Raw genomic sequence first — 16548 nt, forward strand, 5'->3', positions numbered from 1 at the left:
TCCGCACAGTAAGACAGCGACACAGGACGGTCTCATGGCCTCGACCCCGACTTCGGCGCGTACCGGTGTCATCCGCCTCTCCGAGCTGTCGCCGAGCGTGTCGGGTGCCGACATGGTGGCTGCGCTCGTGCCGCCGCCGCAGTTCGACGGTGCGACATTCGAGACGTACCGCGCCGACCCCGCGTATCCCTCGCAGCAGGAGACCAAGGAGACGCTGCAGGCGTTCTCGGGCGGGGGAGCACCGGCCCCGCGCGGCGGCGGCCTGTTCCGTCGCGCGAAGAAGGTGCCGGAGACGAAGCCCGGCGTGTACCTCGACGGCGGGTTCGGCGTCGGCAAGACCCACCTGCTGGCCTCGATCTACCACGCGATGCCCGCGCGCCGGAAGTACTTCGGCTCGTTCATCGAGTACACCGCCCTCGTCGGCGCCCTCGGCTACCAGAAGACGGTCGAGCTGTTCCGCGGCTCCGACCTGCTCTGCATCGACGAGTTCGAGCTCGACGATCCCGGCGACACGATGGTGATGACCCGCCTCCTCGGCGAGCTCGTCTCGGGCGGCACGAAGATCGCCGCGACCTCGAACACGCCGCCGAACGCCCTGGGCGAGGGGCGCTTCGCCGCGCAGGACTTCCTCCGCGAGATCCAGGCCATGAGCGCCCACTTCGAGACGCTCCGCATCGACGGCACCGACTACCGTCAGCGCGCGATCGACGGCCATGCCGTCGTCCTCGACGAGCCGGGCTACGAGGCCGCGGTGACGGATGCCGCGGCCCGGGGTCTCGTCTCCGACGACACGTTCGCCGCACTCATCGCCCACCTGGCCACCGTGCACCCCAGCCGCTACATCCGCCTGCTCGACGGCCTCACCATGATCGGCATCCGCGACGTGACGCAGCTGCTCGACCAGGCGGCCGCCCTGCGACTCGTCGCCTTCATCGATCGCGCCTACGACGCGCAGATCCCGATCCGGGCGACGGGCACGTCGCTCGATCAGGTCTTCGGCGAGGAGATGCTGGGCGGCGGATACCGCAAGAAGTACCTCCGCGCGATCTCCCGGTTGGTGGCGCTCACGCACGAGTGAGCGTGCGCGGGGGAGCCGCAGCATCCACTCCTCTCTGCCTCGAAGGCGCACCTCCAGCGTCGCGAAACGCGATGTTTACGCCGGGGCGTGCCGCGTAACCTCCGTGAAACACGACCTGCACGCGGCTCGAAACCCCGCGGCCCGAGACTGGGCGGACCCGACGCGAGAACACTGCGTCCCTGCAGAGAGGTTCCACCCGAGATGGATCAAGGTAACACCGCATTCATCCTGATCGCCGCAGCGCTCGTGCTGCTCATGACGCCGGGGCTGGCGTTCTTCTACGGCGGACTGGTCAAGGCGAAGAGCGTCATCAGCATGATGATGCTCAGCTTCGGGGCCATGGGCCTCATCGGCGTCCTCTGGGTGCTGTACGGCTACGCCATCGCGTTCCCGTCGGCGGACGGACTCGGCGCCCCGTGGTCGATCGACTTCTCAGCCCTCGGGCTCGAGAGCCTGCTGGAGACGCCGGAGGGGGCCGCGTACCCGCCGCTGGCCTTCGTCGCGTTCCAGGCCACCTTCGCGATCATCACCGTCGCCCTCGTCTCCGGCGCCATCGCCGACCGCGCCAAGTTCGGCGCCTGGATGATCTTCGCCGGCCTCTGGGCCACCATCGTCTACTTCCCGGTCGCCAGCTGGGTCTTCAACTTCGGCCTGGCCGATGACGGCAGCTTCGCCTACGGCGGCTGGATCACCTACGGCCTCCAGGAGGCCTTCGGCGTCGGGGCGATCGACTTCGCCGGTGGCACCGCGGTGCACATCAATGCCGGTGCCGCAGCCCTGGCCCTCGCCCTGGTGCTCGGCAAGCGCGTCGGCTTCCAGAAGGGCATCGCCGTCCCGCACAACCCGCCGTTCGTGCTCCTCGGCGCCGGCCTGCTGTGGTTCGGCTGGTTCGGCTTCAACGCCGGCTCCGAGCTCGCCGCCGACGGCACCGCCGCGCTCGCCTTCGTCAACACGATCGCCGCTCCCGCCGCAGCCCTGCTCGCCTGGCTCGTCGTCGAGAAGATCAAGGACGGCAAGCCCACCTCGGTCGGTGCCGCCTCGGGCGCCGTCGCGGGTCTGGTCGCCATCACCCCCGCCTGCGCCTCGCTGCAGCCGGTCTGGGCGATCCTGCTCGGCATCATCGCCGGCGCCGTCTGCGCCCTCGCGATCGAGCTGAAGTTCAAGCTCGGCTTCGACGACTCGCTCGACGTGGTGGGCATCCACCTCGTCGGCGGCCTCATCGGAACGCTGTACCTCGGCTTCTTCGCCAACGGCACCGGCCTGTTCCTCGGTGGCGACGGCACGCAGCTGCTCGTGCAGGCGATCGCCGCCTTCTCGGTGCTGATCTACTCTTTCGTGCTCGCCTTCGTCATCGGCTGGATCATCCAGAAGACGATGGGCTTCCGCGTCAAGAACGAGGACGAGATCGCCGGCATCGACACGGTCGTCCACGGCGAAGAGGGCTACGTCCTCTCCGACGCGCGCGGCTGACACACGCACACACGGAGGGCGTCGCGGGCGACCGCGGCGCCCTTCCGCGTGCCCGGAGCACGACGACTAGGTTGAGGGTGTGACAGAGCGACGCGGCTGGGCCGGCATCCTCTCCCGCGTCCTGGACGTCGTGAGCTCCGCAACGCGAGGTGCGAACAGCACGTCGGCCTCCTCGAGGGCGACGACGCCGAGGCTGCGGACGGATGCTCCGGCCCCGGGCCCGCGGCGGACTCCCGCCGCGCCGGCCGGCCGTGGTGCAGCATCCGGGTCCGCGACGATCGAGGTGCCGCCGCCCGCGCGCGGCGGACTGCGCATCGAGTACGCGCCCCACCCCGACGGCAACCCGGACGCGGGGGAGATCGTGTGGACGTGGGTGCCGTACGAGGAGAACGACGGCCGCGGAAAGGACCGGCCCGTGCTCATCATCGGGCGGCACACCGCGGACCGCGTCTACGCGGTCCGGCTGACGAGCAAGGCGCACGACGGCAGCCGCGACTTCCTGTCCATCGGCTCGGGGGAGTGGGACCCGGCCGGACGGCCGTCGTGGGTCGACGTCGAGCAGGTCTACAGCGTGCACGAGAGCGGGATGCGGCGTGAAGCGGCCGCGCTCGACCCGGCACGCTTCCTCCGCGTCGCGCAGGCGCTTCACAATCGTTATGGCTGGTCCATCGCGGTCTGAGCGGGCGCGGCCTAACCTGGCGCCATGACGCTGGAGGTCGAGCGACGGCGGCGGGTACCCGTCGGACGGTGGCTGCTGGTCGTCGTGGTGGCGCTCGCCGCGCTGATCATCGTCGCGCTCTCCGGCATGACGTACGGGGCGTGCTACGACTCCGGCACGGACCCCGACGCCAGCTACTGCACCTCTGGCCCGATGGTCGCACCGGGCGCGGTCTGGTTCCTGTGGGGGCTGTGGGTCGTCGTCGCTGCGGTCGTCGTCGTGTCTGCGGTGCGCGGCACGCTGCGACGCTGAGCCGGAACGGGAAACCCCCGGACTCGACGGGAGTTCCGGGGGAGGTGGTGGGCGATACCAGACTCGAACTGATGACCTCTTCCGTGTGAAGGAAGCGCGCTACCAACTGCGCCAATCGCCCGTCGGCCCGTGGGCCGGGTTCGATGCTACCGGATTTCGGCGGCGCGTCCGAACCCATGGCCGCGAGGACACGCGGGTGCGGCGCTGGTTTTGCGCGACGCCGCGAATCGGCTAAAGTCATGGAGTGCCCGGAGCGATCCGGACATGCGGATGTAGCGCAGTTGGTAGCGCACAACCTTGCCAAGGTTGGGGTCGCGAGTTCGAGTCTCGTCATCCGCTCGAGTGTTGAATCCCCTTCGGGGCCGGCTCAGCACGTGGGGTCAAACCACACACACGGTGGCGTGGCCGAGCGGCTAGGCACCGGCCTGCAAAGCCGTTTACACGGGTTCGAATCCCGTCGCCACCTCGCTCACAACTGAAAAGCCTTCACAGGCGCGATTGGCGCAGCGGTAGCGCGCTTCCCTGACACGGAAGAGGTCACTGGTTCGATCCCAGTATCGCGCACAGACAAGACCCGCGGATTTACGCGGGTCTTTCGTGTTTCCTGTGGGACGACGGCCTGTCAACGCCGCACGTGCTCGTCGGGGTAGACGTGCCGGATCCTCTCGGCGAAGAAGCGGCCGGCGCTGTCGGCCGACATCAGGCCGCGGTGCACCGACGGCGGAACGGCGAAGTACCGGTAGACCTCGCCCGACGTGAAGGCGATCTCGAGCACCGACGTCATCGGGTCGTAGCCGACCGAGTCGATCGCCGTCGAGTCGACGTGCTCTCTCCGCATCGTCCGAGGGTAGTCCGGCCGCCGGGAGCAGGCCGAGGCATCCTCATGCCATGATTCCTCTCGCACCCCGACGAGAGCGGAGACGACGTGGCCGAGACCGCGTTCTATCGACACGGCATCCAGCGCATGACCGGGCGCAGCATCACCGGGTCGCACCGGGCGGCGACGCCCTTGGAGCTGCTGTTCGACCTCACGTTCGTCGCGGCGTTCGGCGTCGCGGGCAACGAACTGGCGCACGGCATCGCGGTCGGTCACGGCGGGTCGGCGGTGGGTGGGTTCGCGTTCGCGATGGGCACGATCATCTGGGCCTGGATCAACTACTCCTGGTTCGCATCGGCGTACGACACCGACGACTGGGTGTTCCGCGTCACGACGATGGTGCAGATGGCGGGCGTGGTCGTCCTGGCCATCGGGATCCCGCCGATGTTCGTGTCGATCGACGAGGGGCTCCCCGTCGACACGGCGGTGCTCGTCGCGGGCTACATCGTCATGCGTCTCGCGATGGTGGCGCAGTGGCTGCGGGCGGCCGCCGGCGATGCGCGGCACAGACAGGTCGCCCTGACATATGCGGTGTGGGTGAGCGTCGCGCAGATCGGCTGGGTGCTCGTCGCGATCCTGCCGCTCGGCGTGACGGGCACCCTCGTGGGCGCGATCCTCCTCTGGGTCGTCGAGCTCTCCGGACCGATCGTCGCCGAGCGGCGCGGCATGACCCGCGGCACGGGCTCGACCCCGTGGCATCCGCATCACATCGCCGAGCGCTACAGCCTGCTGGCGATCATCGCGCTGGGGGAGACGGTGCTGGGCACGCTGGCCGCCGCGCAGGCGATCTCCGGCGCGGAGGGCTGGACGCTCGACGCGATCGTCGTGATCGCGGCCGGCGTGGCGCTGACCTTCGCCTTGTGGTGGACGTACTTCCTCCTGCCGTCGGCACCGATCCTCGCCGTCGCGCGCGAGCGCTCGTTCCCGTGGGGCTACGGCCACATCCTCGTGTTCGCCTCCATCGCCGCCGTGGGTGCGGGACTCCACGTCGTCGGCTACGTCTTCGACGAGCACGACGAGGTCTCGACCGTCACCGCGGTGCTCGCGATGGCGGTGCCGGTGTTCCTCTACCTCTCCGCGCTGCTGCTGCTCCACGCCTGGCTCATCCGCGCCTGGCCGCGCGGCGGCGCGCTGCAGGTCGCCGCCCTCGCACTGACCGTTCTCGCGGTCGCTCTGGCCGTCGCGGGGTCGCCGCTGTCACTGTGCATCCTGCTCGTCCTCGCGGCGCCGACGACCCTCGTCGTGGGCTACGAAGCCGGCGGCTGGCGCACCCTGTCGGCGCAGCTGGACGACGCCGTCGGCAGGGCGTACGCCGCCGCCTGACCTGACGGATGCCGCAGCCACTGTCACGAACCGCGCACCGGCGCTGACAGACTGGCCGCCGTGACCACCGCGCGCATCGTCATCCTCTTCGTGCTCGCCGCCGTCGCCGAGATCGGCGGCGCCTGGCTCATCTGGCAAGCCGTCCGCGAGGACAAGGGCTGGTGGCTGGCGGTCCTCGGCGTGATCGCACTCGGCGCCTACGGCTTCGTCGCGGCCTTCCAGCCGGACGCGAACTTCGGGCGGGTGCTGGCCGCGTACGGAGGGGTGTTCGTCGCGGGCTCGCTGGCGTGGGGGATCATCGTCGACGGCTTCGCGCCGACCGTCTGGGACTACATCGGCTCCGCGGTCGCCCTGCTCGGCGCGGCGATCATCATCTTCGCGCCCGGCGCGTCGGCGGCGACGAACGCCTGAGCCCGGGCCGCGGCATCCGCTCGACATCCGCAGGAAAACGAGGCGGATGACGCGGATCCATGCCACAGTCGACATATGGTTTCCGCTCTCACCGGCTGGCATCTGCTCATCCTCCTCGTCGCCCTTCTGCCGCTGCTCCTCGCGCTGGTCAGCATCGTGCGCAGCCCGCGGCTGTCGACCGGATACAAGGTGCTGTGGATCGTGATCGTCTTCGTGTTCCCGTTCCTCGGACCGCTCGTCTGGTTCCTGTTCGGACGCACCATGAACCCCGGTCCGTCGACCCGCGCCTGAGCACATGACCACCGGGCTTCCGCTGCTGCGGGTCGAGGACTGGACGCCGACCCGCGAGACGCTGCACATGTGGGTGCAGATCATCGGCAAGATGCGCATGGTCAGCACGCCGCCGATCAACCACTGGTGGCACGTGCCGCTGTATGCGACGGCGCGCGGGCTCGCGACCGGCATCGTCCCGTCGCCGGCTGACGGCTGGGATGCGGAGTTCGACCTCGTCGACCACCGCCTGATCCTGCGGACGACGGGCGGTGAGCGCGAGGTGCTGCCGCTGCACGCGCAGTCCGTGGCGTCGTTCTACGCCGACGTGCGGGCGGCCCTCGAGCGCCTCAGTCTCGACATCCGCATCTCCGCGTCGCCCAACGAGGTGCCGGACGCCATCCCCTTCGCGCAGGACGAGGTGCACGCGTCCTACGACCCCGACGCCGCCCACGCCTTCTGGCGGCAGCTGCTGTTCGCCCAGCGGGTGCTCCTGCAGTTCCGCGGCGAGTTCATCGGCAAGTGCAGTCCGGTGCACTTCTTCTGGGGCGCCATGGATCTCGCCGTCACCCGGTTCTCCAGCCGTGAGGCGCCGCCGCACCCCGGCGGAGCGCCGAACTGCCCCGACTCCGTCATGCGGGAGGGGTACTCGCACGAGCTGAGCAGCGCGGGCTTCTGGCCCGGAGGCGGCGAAGAGGGTGCGTTCTACTCCTACGCGTATCCCGCGCCCGACGGATACGCCGACGCGGACGTCCCCGACGGAGCGCGCTACGACCAGACGCTGGGGGAGTTCGTCCTGCCCTTCGAGGCCGTGCGCACCTCCGGGGACCCGGAGAGGCTCGTGCTCGACTTCCTCCACGCCACCCACGATGCCGCCGCCCGTCTCGCCCGCTGGCCGTGATCGGGCAGCCGCAGACATGACGGATGCCGCGGCGGGCGGCGTCCTCGCCGACCTCCTCCGGTCGCGGCTCCGCGCGGCCGCCGACCCGGAGCGGGCGCCCGCCCAGCAGGCGTACATGAAGTCGGCCATGCCGTTCCTGGGCGTCACCCTGCCCGAGACACGGGCCATCGCCCGGACGACGACCCGCGAGCTGACGGATGCCGCGACCCTGCGCGACCTCGTCGAGCACCTGTGGGACGCGGCATCCCATCGGGAAGAGCGGTACGCGGCCCTGGCGGTGCTCGCCTCGCCCCACCTGCGGCGCGATCCGCATCTGCCGGGCCTCATCGAGCGCTTCGTGCGCACGGGGCAGTGGTGGGACTACACGGACGAGCTCTCGCACCGCGTCGCCGAGCTCCTCGACGACGACCCGCTGCCCGCCGCCGCCCTCGTCCGTGCGTGGGCGGGCGACGACGACATGTGGCTCCGTCGGAGCGCGATCATCGCCCAGCTCGGGCGTCGTGCGCGCACCGACGTCGGGCTGCTGGAAGACGTGATCGCCGCGAACACCGACGACACGGAGTTCTTCGTGCGCAAGGCGATCGGCTGGGCGCTGCGGGACTACGCCCGCACCGATCCCGCCTGGGTGCGCGCCTTCGTGGACGCCCATGAGCTCAGCCCGCTGTCCCGGCGGGAGGCCCTGAAGCACCTGGGCGGCTAGCGGCGGGCGCGCGGCCCGGGTGCGCGCCGGTAGCCTGGACGGGAGCCTTTGGAGATCATCTTGACCGACGTCACCCCCGCCGCCGACAGCCCGTCGCCCCGCGACGGCTTCGCCCTGTTCCCCGACCGTTCCGTGATCGCCCTGCGCGTGAACGGCGAGCTCAAGGACCTGGCGACGGTCCTCACGGACACCGACGTCGTCGAGCCCGTCTCGATCGAGAGCCCGGTCGGCCTCGACATCCTCCGCCACTCCGCCGCCCACGTGCTCGCGCAGGCCGTCCAGCGGATCAAGCCGCAGGCCAACCTCGGCATCGGGCCGCCGATCCAGGACGGCTTCTACTACGACTTCAAGGTCGACGACCCCTTCACCCCCGAGGACCTCAAGGCGATCAAGAAGGAGATGGAGCGCATCGTCCGCGAGGGCCAGCGCTTCGTCCGCCGCGTCGTCAGCGACGACGAGGCCCGCGAGGAGCTCGCGCACGAGCCGTTCAAGCTCGAGCTGATCGGCCTGAAGAGCTCCGCGGCGAGCGCCGGCGAGGGCGCCTCGGTCGAGGTCGGGGCGGGCGAGCTGACGATCTACGACAATGTCAACCGCGACGGTGAGACGGTCTGGAAGGACCTCTGCCGCGGCCCTCACGTGCCTTCCACCCGCATCGTCGGCAACGGCTGGGACCTCACCCGCATGGCGGGCGCCTACTGGCGCGGGAGCGAGAAGAACCCGCAGCTGCAGCGCATCTACGGCACGGCGTGGGCCACCAAGGACGAGCTGCGCGCCTACCAGCAGCGCCTCGAGGAGGCCGCCAAGCGCGACCACCGCAAGCTCGGCCGGGAGCTCGACCTGTTCTCGTTCCCCGACGAGATCGGCTCCGGCCTCAGCGTCTGGCACCCCCGCGGCGGCATCGTCCGCGGCGAGATGGAGCAGCACGCCCGTCGGCGGCACGTCGCGGGCGGCTACGACTACGTCTACACGCCGCACATCTCGAAGCAGGACCTCTTCCTGCAGTCGAACCACCTCGTCACCTACAAGGAGGGCATGTTCCCGCCCATCGTGATGGACGAGGAGCGCGACGCCGACGGCAACGTCACCAAGCAGGGCCAGGACTACTACCTGAAGCCCATGAACTGCCCGATGCACATCCTGATCTACAAGGAGCGCGCCCGCAGCTACCGCGATCTCCCGATGCGCCTGGCGGAGAACGGCACCGTCTACCGCAACGAGCTCTCCGGCGCCCTGCACGGACTCACGCGCGTGCGCGGCTTCACCCAGGACGACTCCCACCTGTTCGTCACCCCGGAGCAGCTGGAGGAGGAGACCACCCGCGTGCTGGAGTTCGTCATCTCGATGCTCCGCGACTTCGGCCTGGAGGACTTCGAACTCGAGCTCTCGATGCGCGACGACGAGAAGTCGAAGTGGATCGGCAGCGACGACTTCTGGGAGTACTCCACCGATGCCCTCCGCAACGTCGCGAACGCGAGCGGTCTGAAGGTCACCGAGGTGCCCGGCGAGGCGGCGTTCTACGGTCCGAAGATCGACCTGAAGACGAAGGATGCCATCGGCCGCACCTGGCAGCTGTCGACCGTGCAGGTGGACGTCAACCTGCCCGAGCGGTTCGAGCTGGAGTTCACCGACCGCGACGGTCAGAAGAAGCGCCCGATCATGATCCACCGCGCGCTCTTCGGCTCGATCGAGCGCTTCTTCGCCATTTTGCTCGAGCACTACGCGGGCGCGTTCCCGGTCTGGCTGTCGCCGGTGCAGGTCGTGGCTGTGCCGGTCGCCGCGGACTACGCGGACTACCTCTACGACATCGTCGGCACGCTGCGCGAGGCCGGCGTCCGGGCTGAGGTCGACGCGAGCGATGACCGCATGCAGAAGAAGATCCGCACGCACACCACCCAGAAGGTGCCGATCATGCTCATCGCCGGCGAGCAGGACCGCGCCGGCGGCACCGTCTCGTTCCGGTTCCGCGACGGGTCGCAGGAGAACGGCGTGCCCGTCGAGGCGGCCATCGAGCGCGTGAAGGCAGCCATCGCCACCCACGCGCTCGTGAACACCGCGGAAGACCTCGCGTGATATCCGGCGCCGACTCCTTCGGGACGGATGCCGGGGGAGCGGACGCCGCGGACGCCCGTCTCATCGACGCCGCGCGCCTGCCCGGTGCTCCCGACGCCTTCCAGCGACTGTGGACGCCGCACCGCATGGCCTACATCCAGGCCGGTCCGCAGGCGATGCGCGACGAGTGCCCGTTCTGCGCGGCGCCGAAGATGTCGGACGAAGACGGCCTGATCGTCGCGCGCGGGAAGACCGCGTACGTGCTGCTGAACCTGTTCCCGTACAACTCGGGCCATCTGCTGGTGTGCCCGTACCGCCACATCCCGCTCTACGACGACGCCACCCCCGAGGAGGTCGCCGAGATCGGCGAGCTCACCCAGATCGGCATGCGCGTCCTGCGCTCCGTCTCGCACGCCGACGGCTTCAACCTGGGCATGAACCAGGGCGCCGTGGCCGGTGCCGGGGTCGATGGACACCTGCACCAGCACATCGTCCCGCGCTGGGCGACGGACGCGAACTTCTTCCCGATCATCGCCCGCACCAAGGCGCTGCCGCAGCTGCTCGGCGACGTGCGGGCCGCCGTGGCCGACGCCTGGCCGGCGCCCTCAGCGTGAGCGCGGTCAGCGCACCTGACGCACGGTGAACTGCATCCGCGGGTGCGCGTAGGCCTCCTGCGACTCCACCAGCTGGAGCTCGCGCGAGCCAGCATCCAGCGTCGTCTGCAGCAGATCGAAGACGCTCGACGTCGTGCGCGCCAGCGCGTCGGCGGCGTCGCCGGTGCGCCGGTAGTGCGCCGTGAAGAGCGCCGCGGTGACGTCGCCCGAGCCGTTCGCCTTCATCGGCAGGCGGGGCGTCTGCACGATCCAGGCTCCGGCGTCGTCGACGACGAGCATCTCGATCGTGCCCTCTTCGGCGTCCGGCCGCTCGACGCTCGTGACGAGCACCGTTCGGGGGCCGGTCGCACGCACCGCGTCCACTGACGCGAGGGTCGACTCGATGCTGTCCGGCTCCGTGCCGGTGAGGAAGCCGAGCTCGAACTGGTTCGGCGTGATGATGTCGGCGGCGGGGACGACCCGCTCGCGGAGGAGGATCGGAATGGCGGGTGCCACGAAGCATCCGGATTTCGCATTTCCCATTACGGGGTCGCAGGCGTACACGGCGGACGGATTGGCCGTTTTCACACGCGCCACGGCGTCGAGGATGACGTCGCCGATGCCCTCGCCGCCCTGGTATCCCGACAGCACGACGTCGATCTCGCCGAAGACGCCGCGGTCCTCGATGCCCGTGATGACGTCGCGCACGTCGTCGGGGCTGATGAGGGGTCCGCGCCACGCCCCGTACCCGGTGTGGTTGGAGAAGTTCACCGTGTAGACGGGGAGCACCTCGACGCCGATGCGCTGCAGCGGGAAGACCGCCGCGGAGTTGCCGACGTGGCCGTAGGCGACCGCGGACTGGATGGAGAGGATCTTCATCCTCCGATCCTCGCACCTCCCGCGCGGGTCACCGCCGTGCGCGGGATCCCGCGGACGCCACCGCCGCGGCCAGGTCGTCGGCGAGCTGTTCGGCATCCGCGTCGTCGAGCTTGTGCACGGTCAGGCGGAGGTGGGTGGAGGCCTCGCCCTCGAGCACGAACTCGTCGCCGTCGCGGGCCAGCCATCCTCGACGCATGAGACCCGCGGAGACATCCGCGGCGGGGGCGCCGAGCGGTACCCACAGGTTCAGCCCGTCGCGCACCTCGGTCGGCAGCCCCCGCGCGGCGAGGCGGTCCGCGAACGCGGCGTTGCGGGCGGCGTAGTGCGTGCGGGCGCGCGAGATGCCCGAGAGCACGGTTTCATCGGTCATCAGCGCGTGCGTGAGACGCTGCAGCAGATGGCTCACCCACGTGGTGCCGGGGGTGAGGCGGGTGGCCAGCGCCTCGGCGGTGTCGGGGTCGGAGGCCGTCACGGCCAGGCACATGTCCGGGCCGAGGAACTTGGAGACCGAGCGGATGACGGCCCACCGCCGGTGCTCCGGGCCGATGACGGAGTGCAGCTCCGTGCGGGCGAGGGCGGAGAAGTGGTCGTCCTCGATGATCAGCACGAACGGGTGGTCTTCGAGCAGCTCTCGGAGCGCCGCCGCGCGTCCGGCGGTCAGGCTCGCTCCGGTCGGGTTCTGCGCGCGGGGGGTGAGGATGACGGCGCGCACCCCCTGCGCGAGCGCGGAGCGCAGTCCGTCGACGGTCATGCCCTCGCCGTCGACGGGCACCGCCACGGGCCGGTAGCCGGCGAGGCGCACCGTGTGGATGCTGGGGAGGAAGCAGGGGTCCTCGAGCGCCACCGCGTCATCGCGGTTCAGCGCCTGGGCGAGCAGCCGCTCGACGGCATCCGCCGCGCCGCTGGTGATCGTCAGGCGCAGGTCGTCCGGAGCCAGCGCGCCCGACATCCATTCCCGGGCCCAGGACGCGAGCTCCGGGTCGATCACCGGCTCGCCGTAGAGCACCGGGCGACCGGCGACGCGGTCGAGCACACCCGTCAGGCGGGGGATGAGGTCGGGGTCGGGGTTGCCGGTGCCGACGTCGCGCAGCACGCTGTCGGCGGCGAACCCCTCCTGCGCCACCGGCGCCCACTCGGCGACGCGGGTGCCGCCGCGACCGCGCGTGACGACGACGCCGGCCTGCGTGAGCTGCCGGTAGGCGGCCACCGCCGTGTTGCGGTTGACGCCGAGCGTCTCGGCGAGCGCACGCACGGAGGGGAGCGGGTCGCCGGGTCGCAGCGTGCCCCGCTCGACCAGGGTGCGCAGACTCCCCGCGATCTCGGCCGCCGTCCGTCCGGTGATGCCCGTGTCCATGCGACCTCCGCCCTCCAACCTACGGTGCGGCCCATGATAGCGTTTGGCCTAGGTCAATAACTCGACCTGAATCAGACACCCGCGCGCCGGCGGCGCGCCGTCGAGAGGAACGCCATGAGCACCGTGGACACCGGAACCGGACGCGTCAAGCGCGGCCTCGCAGAGATGCTCAAGGGCGGCGTCATCATGGACGTCGTCACCGCGGAGCAGGCCCGCATCGCGGAGGACGCGGGAGCCGTCGCCGTCATGGCGCTCGAGCGCGTGCCCGCCGACATCCGCGCCCAGGGCGGCGTCTCGCGCATGAGCGACCCCGACATGATCGACAGCATCATCGAGGCGGTCTCCATTCCGGTGATGGCGAAGGCGCGCATCGGCCACTTCGTCGAGGCTCAGGTGCTGCAGGAGCTGGGCGTGGACTACATCGACGAGTCTGAGGTGCTCTCGCCCGCCGATTACGTGAACCACATCGACAAGTGGAACTTCACCGTGCCCTTCGTCTGCGGCGCCACCACGCTCGGCGAGGCACTGCGTCGCATCACCGAGGGCGCCGCCATGATCCGCTCGAAGGGCGAGGCCGGCACCGGCGACGTCTCGGAGGCCACCAAGCACATCCGCACCATCCAGGGCGAGATCAACCACCTGCGCTCGCTCTCGAAGGACGAGCTCTACGTCGCGGCGAAGAACCTGCAGGCGCCGTACGAGCTCGTGGCCGAGGTCGCCGCGACCGGTTCGCTGCCCGTGGTGCTGTTCGTCGCCGGCGGGGTGGCCACTCCGGCGGACGCCGCCATGATGATGCAGCTGGGAGCCGACGGCGTCTTCGTCGGCTCGGGCATCTTCAAGTCGGGCAACCCCGCCCAGCGCGCGGCGGCGATCGTCAAGGCCACCACGTTCTTCGATGACGCGAAGGTCGTCGCCGAGGTCTCACGCGGTCTGGGCGAGGCGATGGTCGGCATCAACGTCAGCGACCTGCCCGCTCCGCACCGCCTTGCCGAGCGCGGCTGGTAGCGGGCACCGGCGTTCCGTGTCGACGGCATCCGCGCGCGTCGGCGTCCTCGCGCTGCAGGGCGACGTCCGTGAGCACGCGCGCGTGCTGACGGCGCTGGGCGCCGACGTGACGCTCGTGCGCCGCCCGGAGGAGCTCGCCGCCGTCGCGGGGCTCGTGCTCCCCGGCGGCGAGTCCAGCGTGATCGACAAGCTGTCCCGCCTGTTCGGCATGCGCGAGCCGATCCGCTCGGCGATCGCCGCCGGGATGCCCGTCTACGGCACGTGCGCGGGGCTGATCCTCCTCGCCGACGAGCTGCTCGACGGCATCGCCGGCCAGCAGACGTTCGGCGGCTTGGATGCGACCGTCCGTCGCAACGCCTTCGGGAGTCAGGCCGATTCCTTCGAGACCGAGCTGGACGTGCCTGCTCTCGGCGCTCCGCCGGTGCACGCGACCTTCATCCGGGCGCCCGTCATCGAACGCGTCGGCCCTTCCGTCGACGTGCTCGCCGCCCTCGACGACGGTCGGATCGTCGCCGCTCAGCAGGGCGCCCTGCTCGGCACGGCGTTCCACCCCGAGGTCGCGGGGGAGCACCGGTTCCATCGGCGGTTCCTCGAGCTCGTCGCCGCGGCGTGACGGGGGTGCCCCGCAGTACAGTGCGGGCATGAGTACGACGTGGGTGGCCCTGCTGCGCGGGGTGAACGTGGGCGGGGTCACCGTCCGCTCGGCCGATCTCGCCGCGATGTTCCGTGACCTGGGCTACGCGGAGGTGCGCACTTTCCTCGCCAGCGGCAACGTGCGATTCGAGACGGATGCCGCACCCGCTCGCCGCGCCTCCCTCAAGGCGGGCATCGAGAAGGCCCTCCGCGAGCGCTTCGGGTACGACGCGTGGATCGTGCTGCTCACCCGCGCCGAGCTCGAGGACGCCGTTTCGGCGTTCCCGTTCGACGCGGACGACGACGGACGCCAACCGTACGTGCTGTTCTCATCGGATGCCGCAGTGCTCGCCGAGCTGGCGGAGGCCGCAGCATCCCTCTCCGACACGGAGACCGATCCTGTCGCGGAAGGGACGGGCGTCCTGTATTGGAATCCGCCGAAGGGTCGCACGCTCGACACGCCGTTCGCGAAGGTGATCGGCCGCGCCCGCTACAAGAGCACCACGACGAGCCGCAACCTGCGCACGCTGGTGAAGATCGTCGCCTGAGCGGCGCACTCGGCGCGACGCTCAGCCGGCGCGCCCCGCGCCGTAGACTGGAGGAATGTCCGGCCACTCCAAGTGGGCGACGACGAAGCACAAGAAGGCCGTCATCGACAGCCGTCGCGCGAAGTCGTTCGCCAAGCTCATCAAGAACATCGAAGTCGCCGCCAAGATGGGCGGCGCCGACCTCGCGGGAAACCCGACCCTTCAGGACGCGATCCAGAAGGCGAAGAAGACCTCGGTCCCCAACGACAACATCGACCGCGCCGTCAAGCGCGGTGCAGGACTCACCGGTGAGTCCATCGAGTACACGACCATCATGTACGAGGGCTACGGGCCCAACGGCGTCGCACTGCTCATCGAGTGCCTCACCGACAACAAGAACCGCGCCGCCGCCGAGGTGCGCACGGCGATGACCCGCAACGGCGGCACCATGGCCGACCCGGGCAGCGTGTCGTACAACTTCAACCGCAAGGGCGTCATCATCGTCGGCGGCGAGGAGACGAGCGAGGACGACGTGATGCTCGCGGTGCTCGAGGCCGGCGCGGAAGACGTCGAGCCGCACCCGCAGGGGTTCGAGATCGTCACCGAGGCCACCGACCTCGTCACCGTGCGCTCCGCGCTGCAGGACGCCGGCATCGACTACGAGTCGGCCGACGTCGAGTGGGTGCCGGGGCTCAAGGTCGAGATCGACGTCGACACCGCCCGCAAGGTGTTCCGCCTCATCGACGCGCTGGAGGACAGCGACGACGTGCAGAACGTCTACTCGAACTTCGACCTCACCCCCGAGGTGCAGGCGGAGCTCGAGAACGACGAGTAGGCACCGCGCGCCTCACGGCACGGGCGCGACGCGCCCGTAGCGTGAGGGAGTGACGACACCCACCCGACGCGTCCTGGGCATCGACCCCGGGCTGACACGCTGCGGCGTGGGCATCGTCGACGTCGCGCGGGACCGCTCGGCCACGCTCGTCCATCTCGGCGTCATCCGGTCGCATCCCGACCTGCCCATCGAGCAGCGGCTCGCTCTCATCGGCGCGGGCATCCGTGCCGTGATCGCCGAGCACCGTCCGCACGTGGTGGCGGTCGAGCGCGTGTTCGCGCAGCAGAACCGCAGCACCGTCATGGGCACCGCGCAGGCCAGCGGCATCGCCCTGCTCATCGCCGCCGAGCACGGGCTGCCGGCAGCGACCCATACGCCGTCGGAGGTCAAGGCCGCCATCACCGGATACGGCAACGCCGACAAGCGCCAGGTGCAGACGATGGTCGCCCGCGTCCTCCGCATGGACGAGCTGCCGACCCCGGCGGACGCCGCGGACGCGCTCGCCCTGGCGATGTGCCACGCATGGCGGGGGACGCCGACGACGGCCTCCTCCGGCGGGGCGCTCACACCCGCGCAGCGCGCATGGGCTAACGCCGAGAAGGCCGCGCGCCGCTGACCGCGGCGGCTGTGCCGGCCGAGTGTCGCTCGAACAAACCTGCGAAACGGTCCGTAG

19 protein-coding genes and 4 tRNA genes are annotated in these 16548 nt (G+C 70.4%); 19 read left to right on the forward strand and 4 right to left on the reverse strand.

Annotated elements, in window-relative coordinates; all coding sequences use genetic code 11:
- Positions 1-34 precede the first annotated feature (34 nt).
- The 4 genes from zapE (at position 35) to ABC304_RS13755 (ending at position 3518) form a co-directional block, all read left to right on the forward strand.
- Complete coding sequence (gene zapE, locus ABC304_RS13740; protein ID WP_412931437.1) at positions 35-1078, forward strand: cell division protein ZapE; 1044 nt, start codon at positions 35-37, stop codon at positions 1076-1078.
- A gap of 201 nt (positions 1079-1279) precedes the next feature.
- Positions 1280-2548, forward strand: a complete 1269-nt coding sequence (locus ABC304_RS13745; RefSeq protein WP_412931439.1) for an ammonium transporter — start codon at positions 1280-1282, stop codon at positions 2546-2548.
- A 79-nt stretch (positions 2549-2627) separates the two neighbouring features.
- A complete protein-coding gene (locus ABC304_RS13750; protein WP_412931441.1) occupies positions 2628-3227 on the forward strand; it encodes a type II toxin-antitoxin system PemK/MazF family toxin in 600 nt (199 codons plus the stop codon).
- A gap of 24 nt (positions 3228-3251) precedes the next feature.
- The gene (locus ABC304_RS13755) at positions 3252-3518 is read left to right on the forward strand and encodes a hypothetical protein (RefSeq protein WP_412931443.1); all 267 of its coding nucleotides are present in this window, start codon (positions 3252-3254) and stop codon (positions 3516-3518) included.
- 45 nt (positions 3519-3563) lie between these two features.
- Here the strand turns inward: ABC304_RS13755 and ABC304_RS13760 are convergent.
- Positions 3564-3639: transfer RNA gene (locus ABC304_RS13760), tRNA-Val, on the reverse strand.
- Positions 3640-3784: 145 nt separating this feature from the next.
- On the opposite strand from ABC304_RS13760, the gene ABC304_RS13765 reads away from it, so the two are divergent.
- The 3 genes from ABC304_RS13765 (at position 3785) to ABC304_RS13775 (ending at position 4082) form a co-directional block, all read left to right on the forward strand.
- Positions 3785-3857: transfer RNA gene (locus tag ABC304_RS13765), tRNA-Gly, on the forward strand.
- Between the two features lie 56 nt (positions 3858-3913).
- A tRNA-Cys gene (locus ABC304_RS13770) sits at positions 3914-3984 on the forward strand.
- 26 nt (positions 3985-4010) lie between these two features.
- Positions 4011-4082: transfer RNA gene (locus tag ABC304_RS13775), tRNA-Val, on the forward strand.
- Between the two features lie 58 nt (positions 4083-4140).
- On the opposite strand, the gene ABC304_RS13780 is transcribed toward ABC304_RS13775, so the two are convergent.
- Complete coding sequence (locus tag ABC304_RS13780; RefSeq protein ID WP_412931444.1) at positions 4141-4356, reverse strand: KTSC domain-containing protein; 216 nt, start codon at positions 4354-4356, stop codon at positions 4141-4143.
- An 87-nt stretch (positions 4357-4443) separates the two neighbouring features.
- On the opposite strand from ABC304_RS13780, the gene ABC304_RS13785 reads away from it, so the two are divergent.
- The 7 genes from ABC304_RS13785 (at position 4444) to ABC304_RS13815 (ending at position 10663) form a co-directional block, all read left to right on the forward strand.
- A complete protein-coding gene (locus tag ABC304_RS13785) occupies positions 4444-5718 on the forward strand; it encodes a low temperature requirement protein A (protein ID WP_412931446.1) in 1275 nt (424 codons plus the stop codon).
- 60 nt (positions 5719-5778) lie between these two features.
- Positions 5779-6129, forward strand: coding sequence for a YnfA family protein (locus tag ABC304_RS13790; protein ID WP_412931448.1), 351 nt, complete (start codon positions 5779-5781; stop codon positions 6127-6129).
- A 75-nt stretch (positions 6130-6204) separates the two neighbouring features.
- Positions 6205-6420: a PLD nuclease N-terminal domain-containing protein gene (locus tag ABC304_RS13795; RefSeq protein WP_412931449.1), complete on the forward strand. Its 216-nt coding sequence runs from the start codon at positions 6205-6207 to the stop codon at positions 6418-6420.
- Between the two features lie 4 nt (positions 6421-6424).
- A complete protein-coding gene (locus ABC304_RS13800; protein ID WP_412931451.1) occupies positions 6425-7300 on the forward strand; it encodes a DUF5996 family protein in 876 nt (291 codons plus the stop codon).
- A gap of 16 nt (positions 7301-7316) precedes the next feature.
- Positions 7317-8000: a DNA alkylation repair protein gene (locus tag ABC304_RS13805; protein WP_412931453.1), complete on the forward strand. Its 684-nt coding sequence runs from the start codon at positions 7317-7319 to the stop codon at positions 7998-8000.
- Positions 8001-8060: 60 nt separating this feature from the next.
- A complete protein-coding gene (gene thrS / locus ABC304_RS13810; RefSeq protein WP_412931454.1) occupies positions 8061-10070 on the forward strand; it encodes a threonine--tRNA ligase in 2010 nt (669 codons plus the stop codon).
- Positions 10070-10663: an HIT family protein gene (locus tag ABC304_RS13815; protein ID WP_412932951.1), complete on the forward strand. Its 594-nt coding sequence runs from the start codon at positions 10070-10072 to the stop codon at positions 10661-10663. The genes thrS and ABC304_RS13815 overlap by 1 nt, the downstream gene beginning before the upstream one ends.
- A 6-nt stretch (positions 10664-10669) precedes the next feature.
- Here the strand turns inward: ABC304_RS13815 and pdxY are convergent, their stop codons facing one another.
- Both pdxY and ABC304_RS13825 read right to left on the reverse strand, forming a co-directional pair.
- The gene (gene pdxY, locus ABC304_RS13820; RefSeq protein WP_412931456.1) at positions 10670-11521 is read right to left on the reverse strand and encodes a pyridoxal kinase PdxY; all 852 of its coding nucleotides are present in this window, start codon (positions 11519-11521) and stop codon (positions 10670-10672) included.
- A 28-nt stretch (positions 11522-11549) separates the two neighbouring features.
- The gene (locus ABC304_RS13825) at positions 11550-12875 is read right to left on the reverse strand and encodes an aminotransferase class I/II-fold pyridoxal phosphate-dependent enzyme (RefSeq protein ID WP_412931458.1); all 1326 of its coding nucleotides are present in this window, start codon (positions 12873-12875) and stop codon (positions 11550-11552) included.
- Positions 12876-12989: 114 nt separating this feature from the next.
- On the opposite strand from ABC304_RS13825, the gene pdxS reads away from it, so the two are divergent.
- Genes pdxS through ruvC form a run of 5 tightly spaced genes read left to right on the forward strand, consistent with a single transcriptional unit; the run spans position 12990 to position 16491 of the window.
- Positions 12990-13880 carry a pyridoxal 5'-phosphate synthase lyase subunit PdxS gene (gene pdxS, locus ABC304_RS13830; RefSeq protein WP_412931460.1) on the forward strand — a complete coding sequence of 297 codons (891 nt, stop codon included), beginning with the start codon at positions 12990-12992 and terminating at the stop codon, positions 13878-13880.
- Positions 13881-13896: 16 nt separating this feature from the next.
- Positions 13897-14493 carry a pyridoxal 5'-phosphate synthase glutaminase subunit PdxT gene (pdxT, locus tag ABC304_RS13835; protein ID WP_412931461.1) on the forward strand — a complete coding sequence of 199 codons (597 nt, stop codon included), beginning with the start codon at positions 13897-13899 and terminating at the stop codon, positions 14491-14493.
- Positions 14494-14521: 28 nt separating this feature from the next.
- The gene (locus ABC304_RS13840) at positions 14522-15061 is read left to right on the forward strand and encodes a DUF1697 domain-containing protein (protein ID WP_412931462.1); all 540 of its coding nucleotides are present in this window, start codon (positions 14522-14524) and stop codon (positions 15059-15061) included.
- A gap of 55 nt (positions 15062-15116) precedes the next feature.
- Positions 15117-15875 (forward strand): YebC/PmpR family DNA-binding transcriptional regulator, encoded by a 759-nt coding sequence (locus tag ABC304_RS13845; RefSeq protein ID WP_412931463.1) that lies wholly within the window; start codon positions 15117-15119, stop codon positions 15873-15875.
- 49 nt (positions 15876-15924) lie between these two features.
- Entirely contained in the window at positions 15925-16491 is a 567-nt protein-coding gene (gene ruvC / locus ABC304_RS13850) for a crossover junction endodeoxyribonuclease RuvC (RefSeq protein WP_412931465.1), read from the forward strand.
- Positions 16492-16548: the final 57 nt, after the last annotated feature.

It is taken from the genome of Microbacterium jepli (assembly GCF_047237905.1).
Taxonomy (GTDB): Bacteria; Actinomycetota; Actinomycetes; order Actinomycetales; family Microbacteriaceae; genus Microbacterium.

Coding starts and splice junctions, on each gene's coding strand:
- zapE (WP_412931437.1), top strand. CDS start 35: ATGGCCTCGACCCCGACTTCGGCGCGTACCGGTGTCATCCGCCTCTCC.
- ABC304_RS13745 (WP_412931439.1), top strand. CDS start 1,280: ATGGATCAAGGTAACACCGCATTCATCCTGATCGCCGCAGCGCTCGTG.
- ABC304_RS13755 (WP_412931443.1), top strand. CDS start 3,252: ATGACGCTGGAGGTCGAGCGACGGCGGCGGGTACCCGTCGGACGGTGG.
- ABC304_RS13780 (WP_412931444.1), bottom strand. CDS start 4,356: ATGCGGAGAGAGCACGTCGACTCGACGGCGATCGACTCGGTCGGCTAC.
- ABC304_RS13795 (WP_412931449.1), top strand. CDS start 6,205: ATGGTTTCCGCTCTCACCGGCTGGCATCTGCTCATCCTCCTCGTCGCC.
- ABC304_RS13800 (WP_412931451.1), top strand. CDS start 6,425: ATGACCACCGGGCTTCCGCTGCTGCGGGTCGAGGACTGGACGCCGACC.
- ABC304_RS13805 (WP_412931453.1), top strand. CDS start 7,317: ATGACGGATGCCGCGGCGGGCGGCGTCCTCGCCGACCTCCTCCGGTCG.
- pdxY (WP_412931456.1), bottom strand. CDS start 11,521: ATGAAGATCCTCTCCATCCAGTCCGCGGTCGCCTACGGCCACGTCGGC.
- ABC304_RS13825 (WP_412931458.1), bottom strand. CDS start 12,875: ATGGACACGGGCATCACCGGACGGACGGCGGCCGAGATCGCGGGGAGT.
- pdxS (WP_412931460.1), top strand. CDS start 12,990: ATGAGCACCGTGGACACCGGAACCGGACGCGTCAAGCGCGGCCTCGCA.
- ABC304_RS13840 (WP_412931462.1), top strand. CDS start 14,522: ATGAGTACGACGTGGGTGGCCCTGCTGCGCGGGGTGAACGTGGGCGGG.
- ABC304_RS13845 (WP_412931463.1), top strand. CDS start 15,117: ATGTCCGGCCACTCCAAGTGGGCGACGACGAAGCACAAGAAGGCCGTC.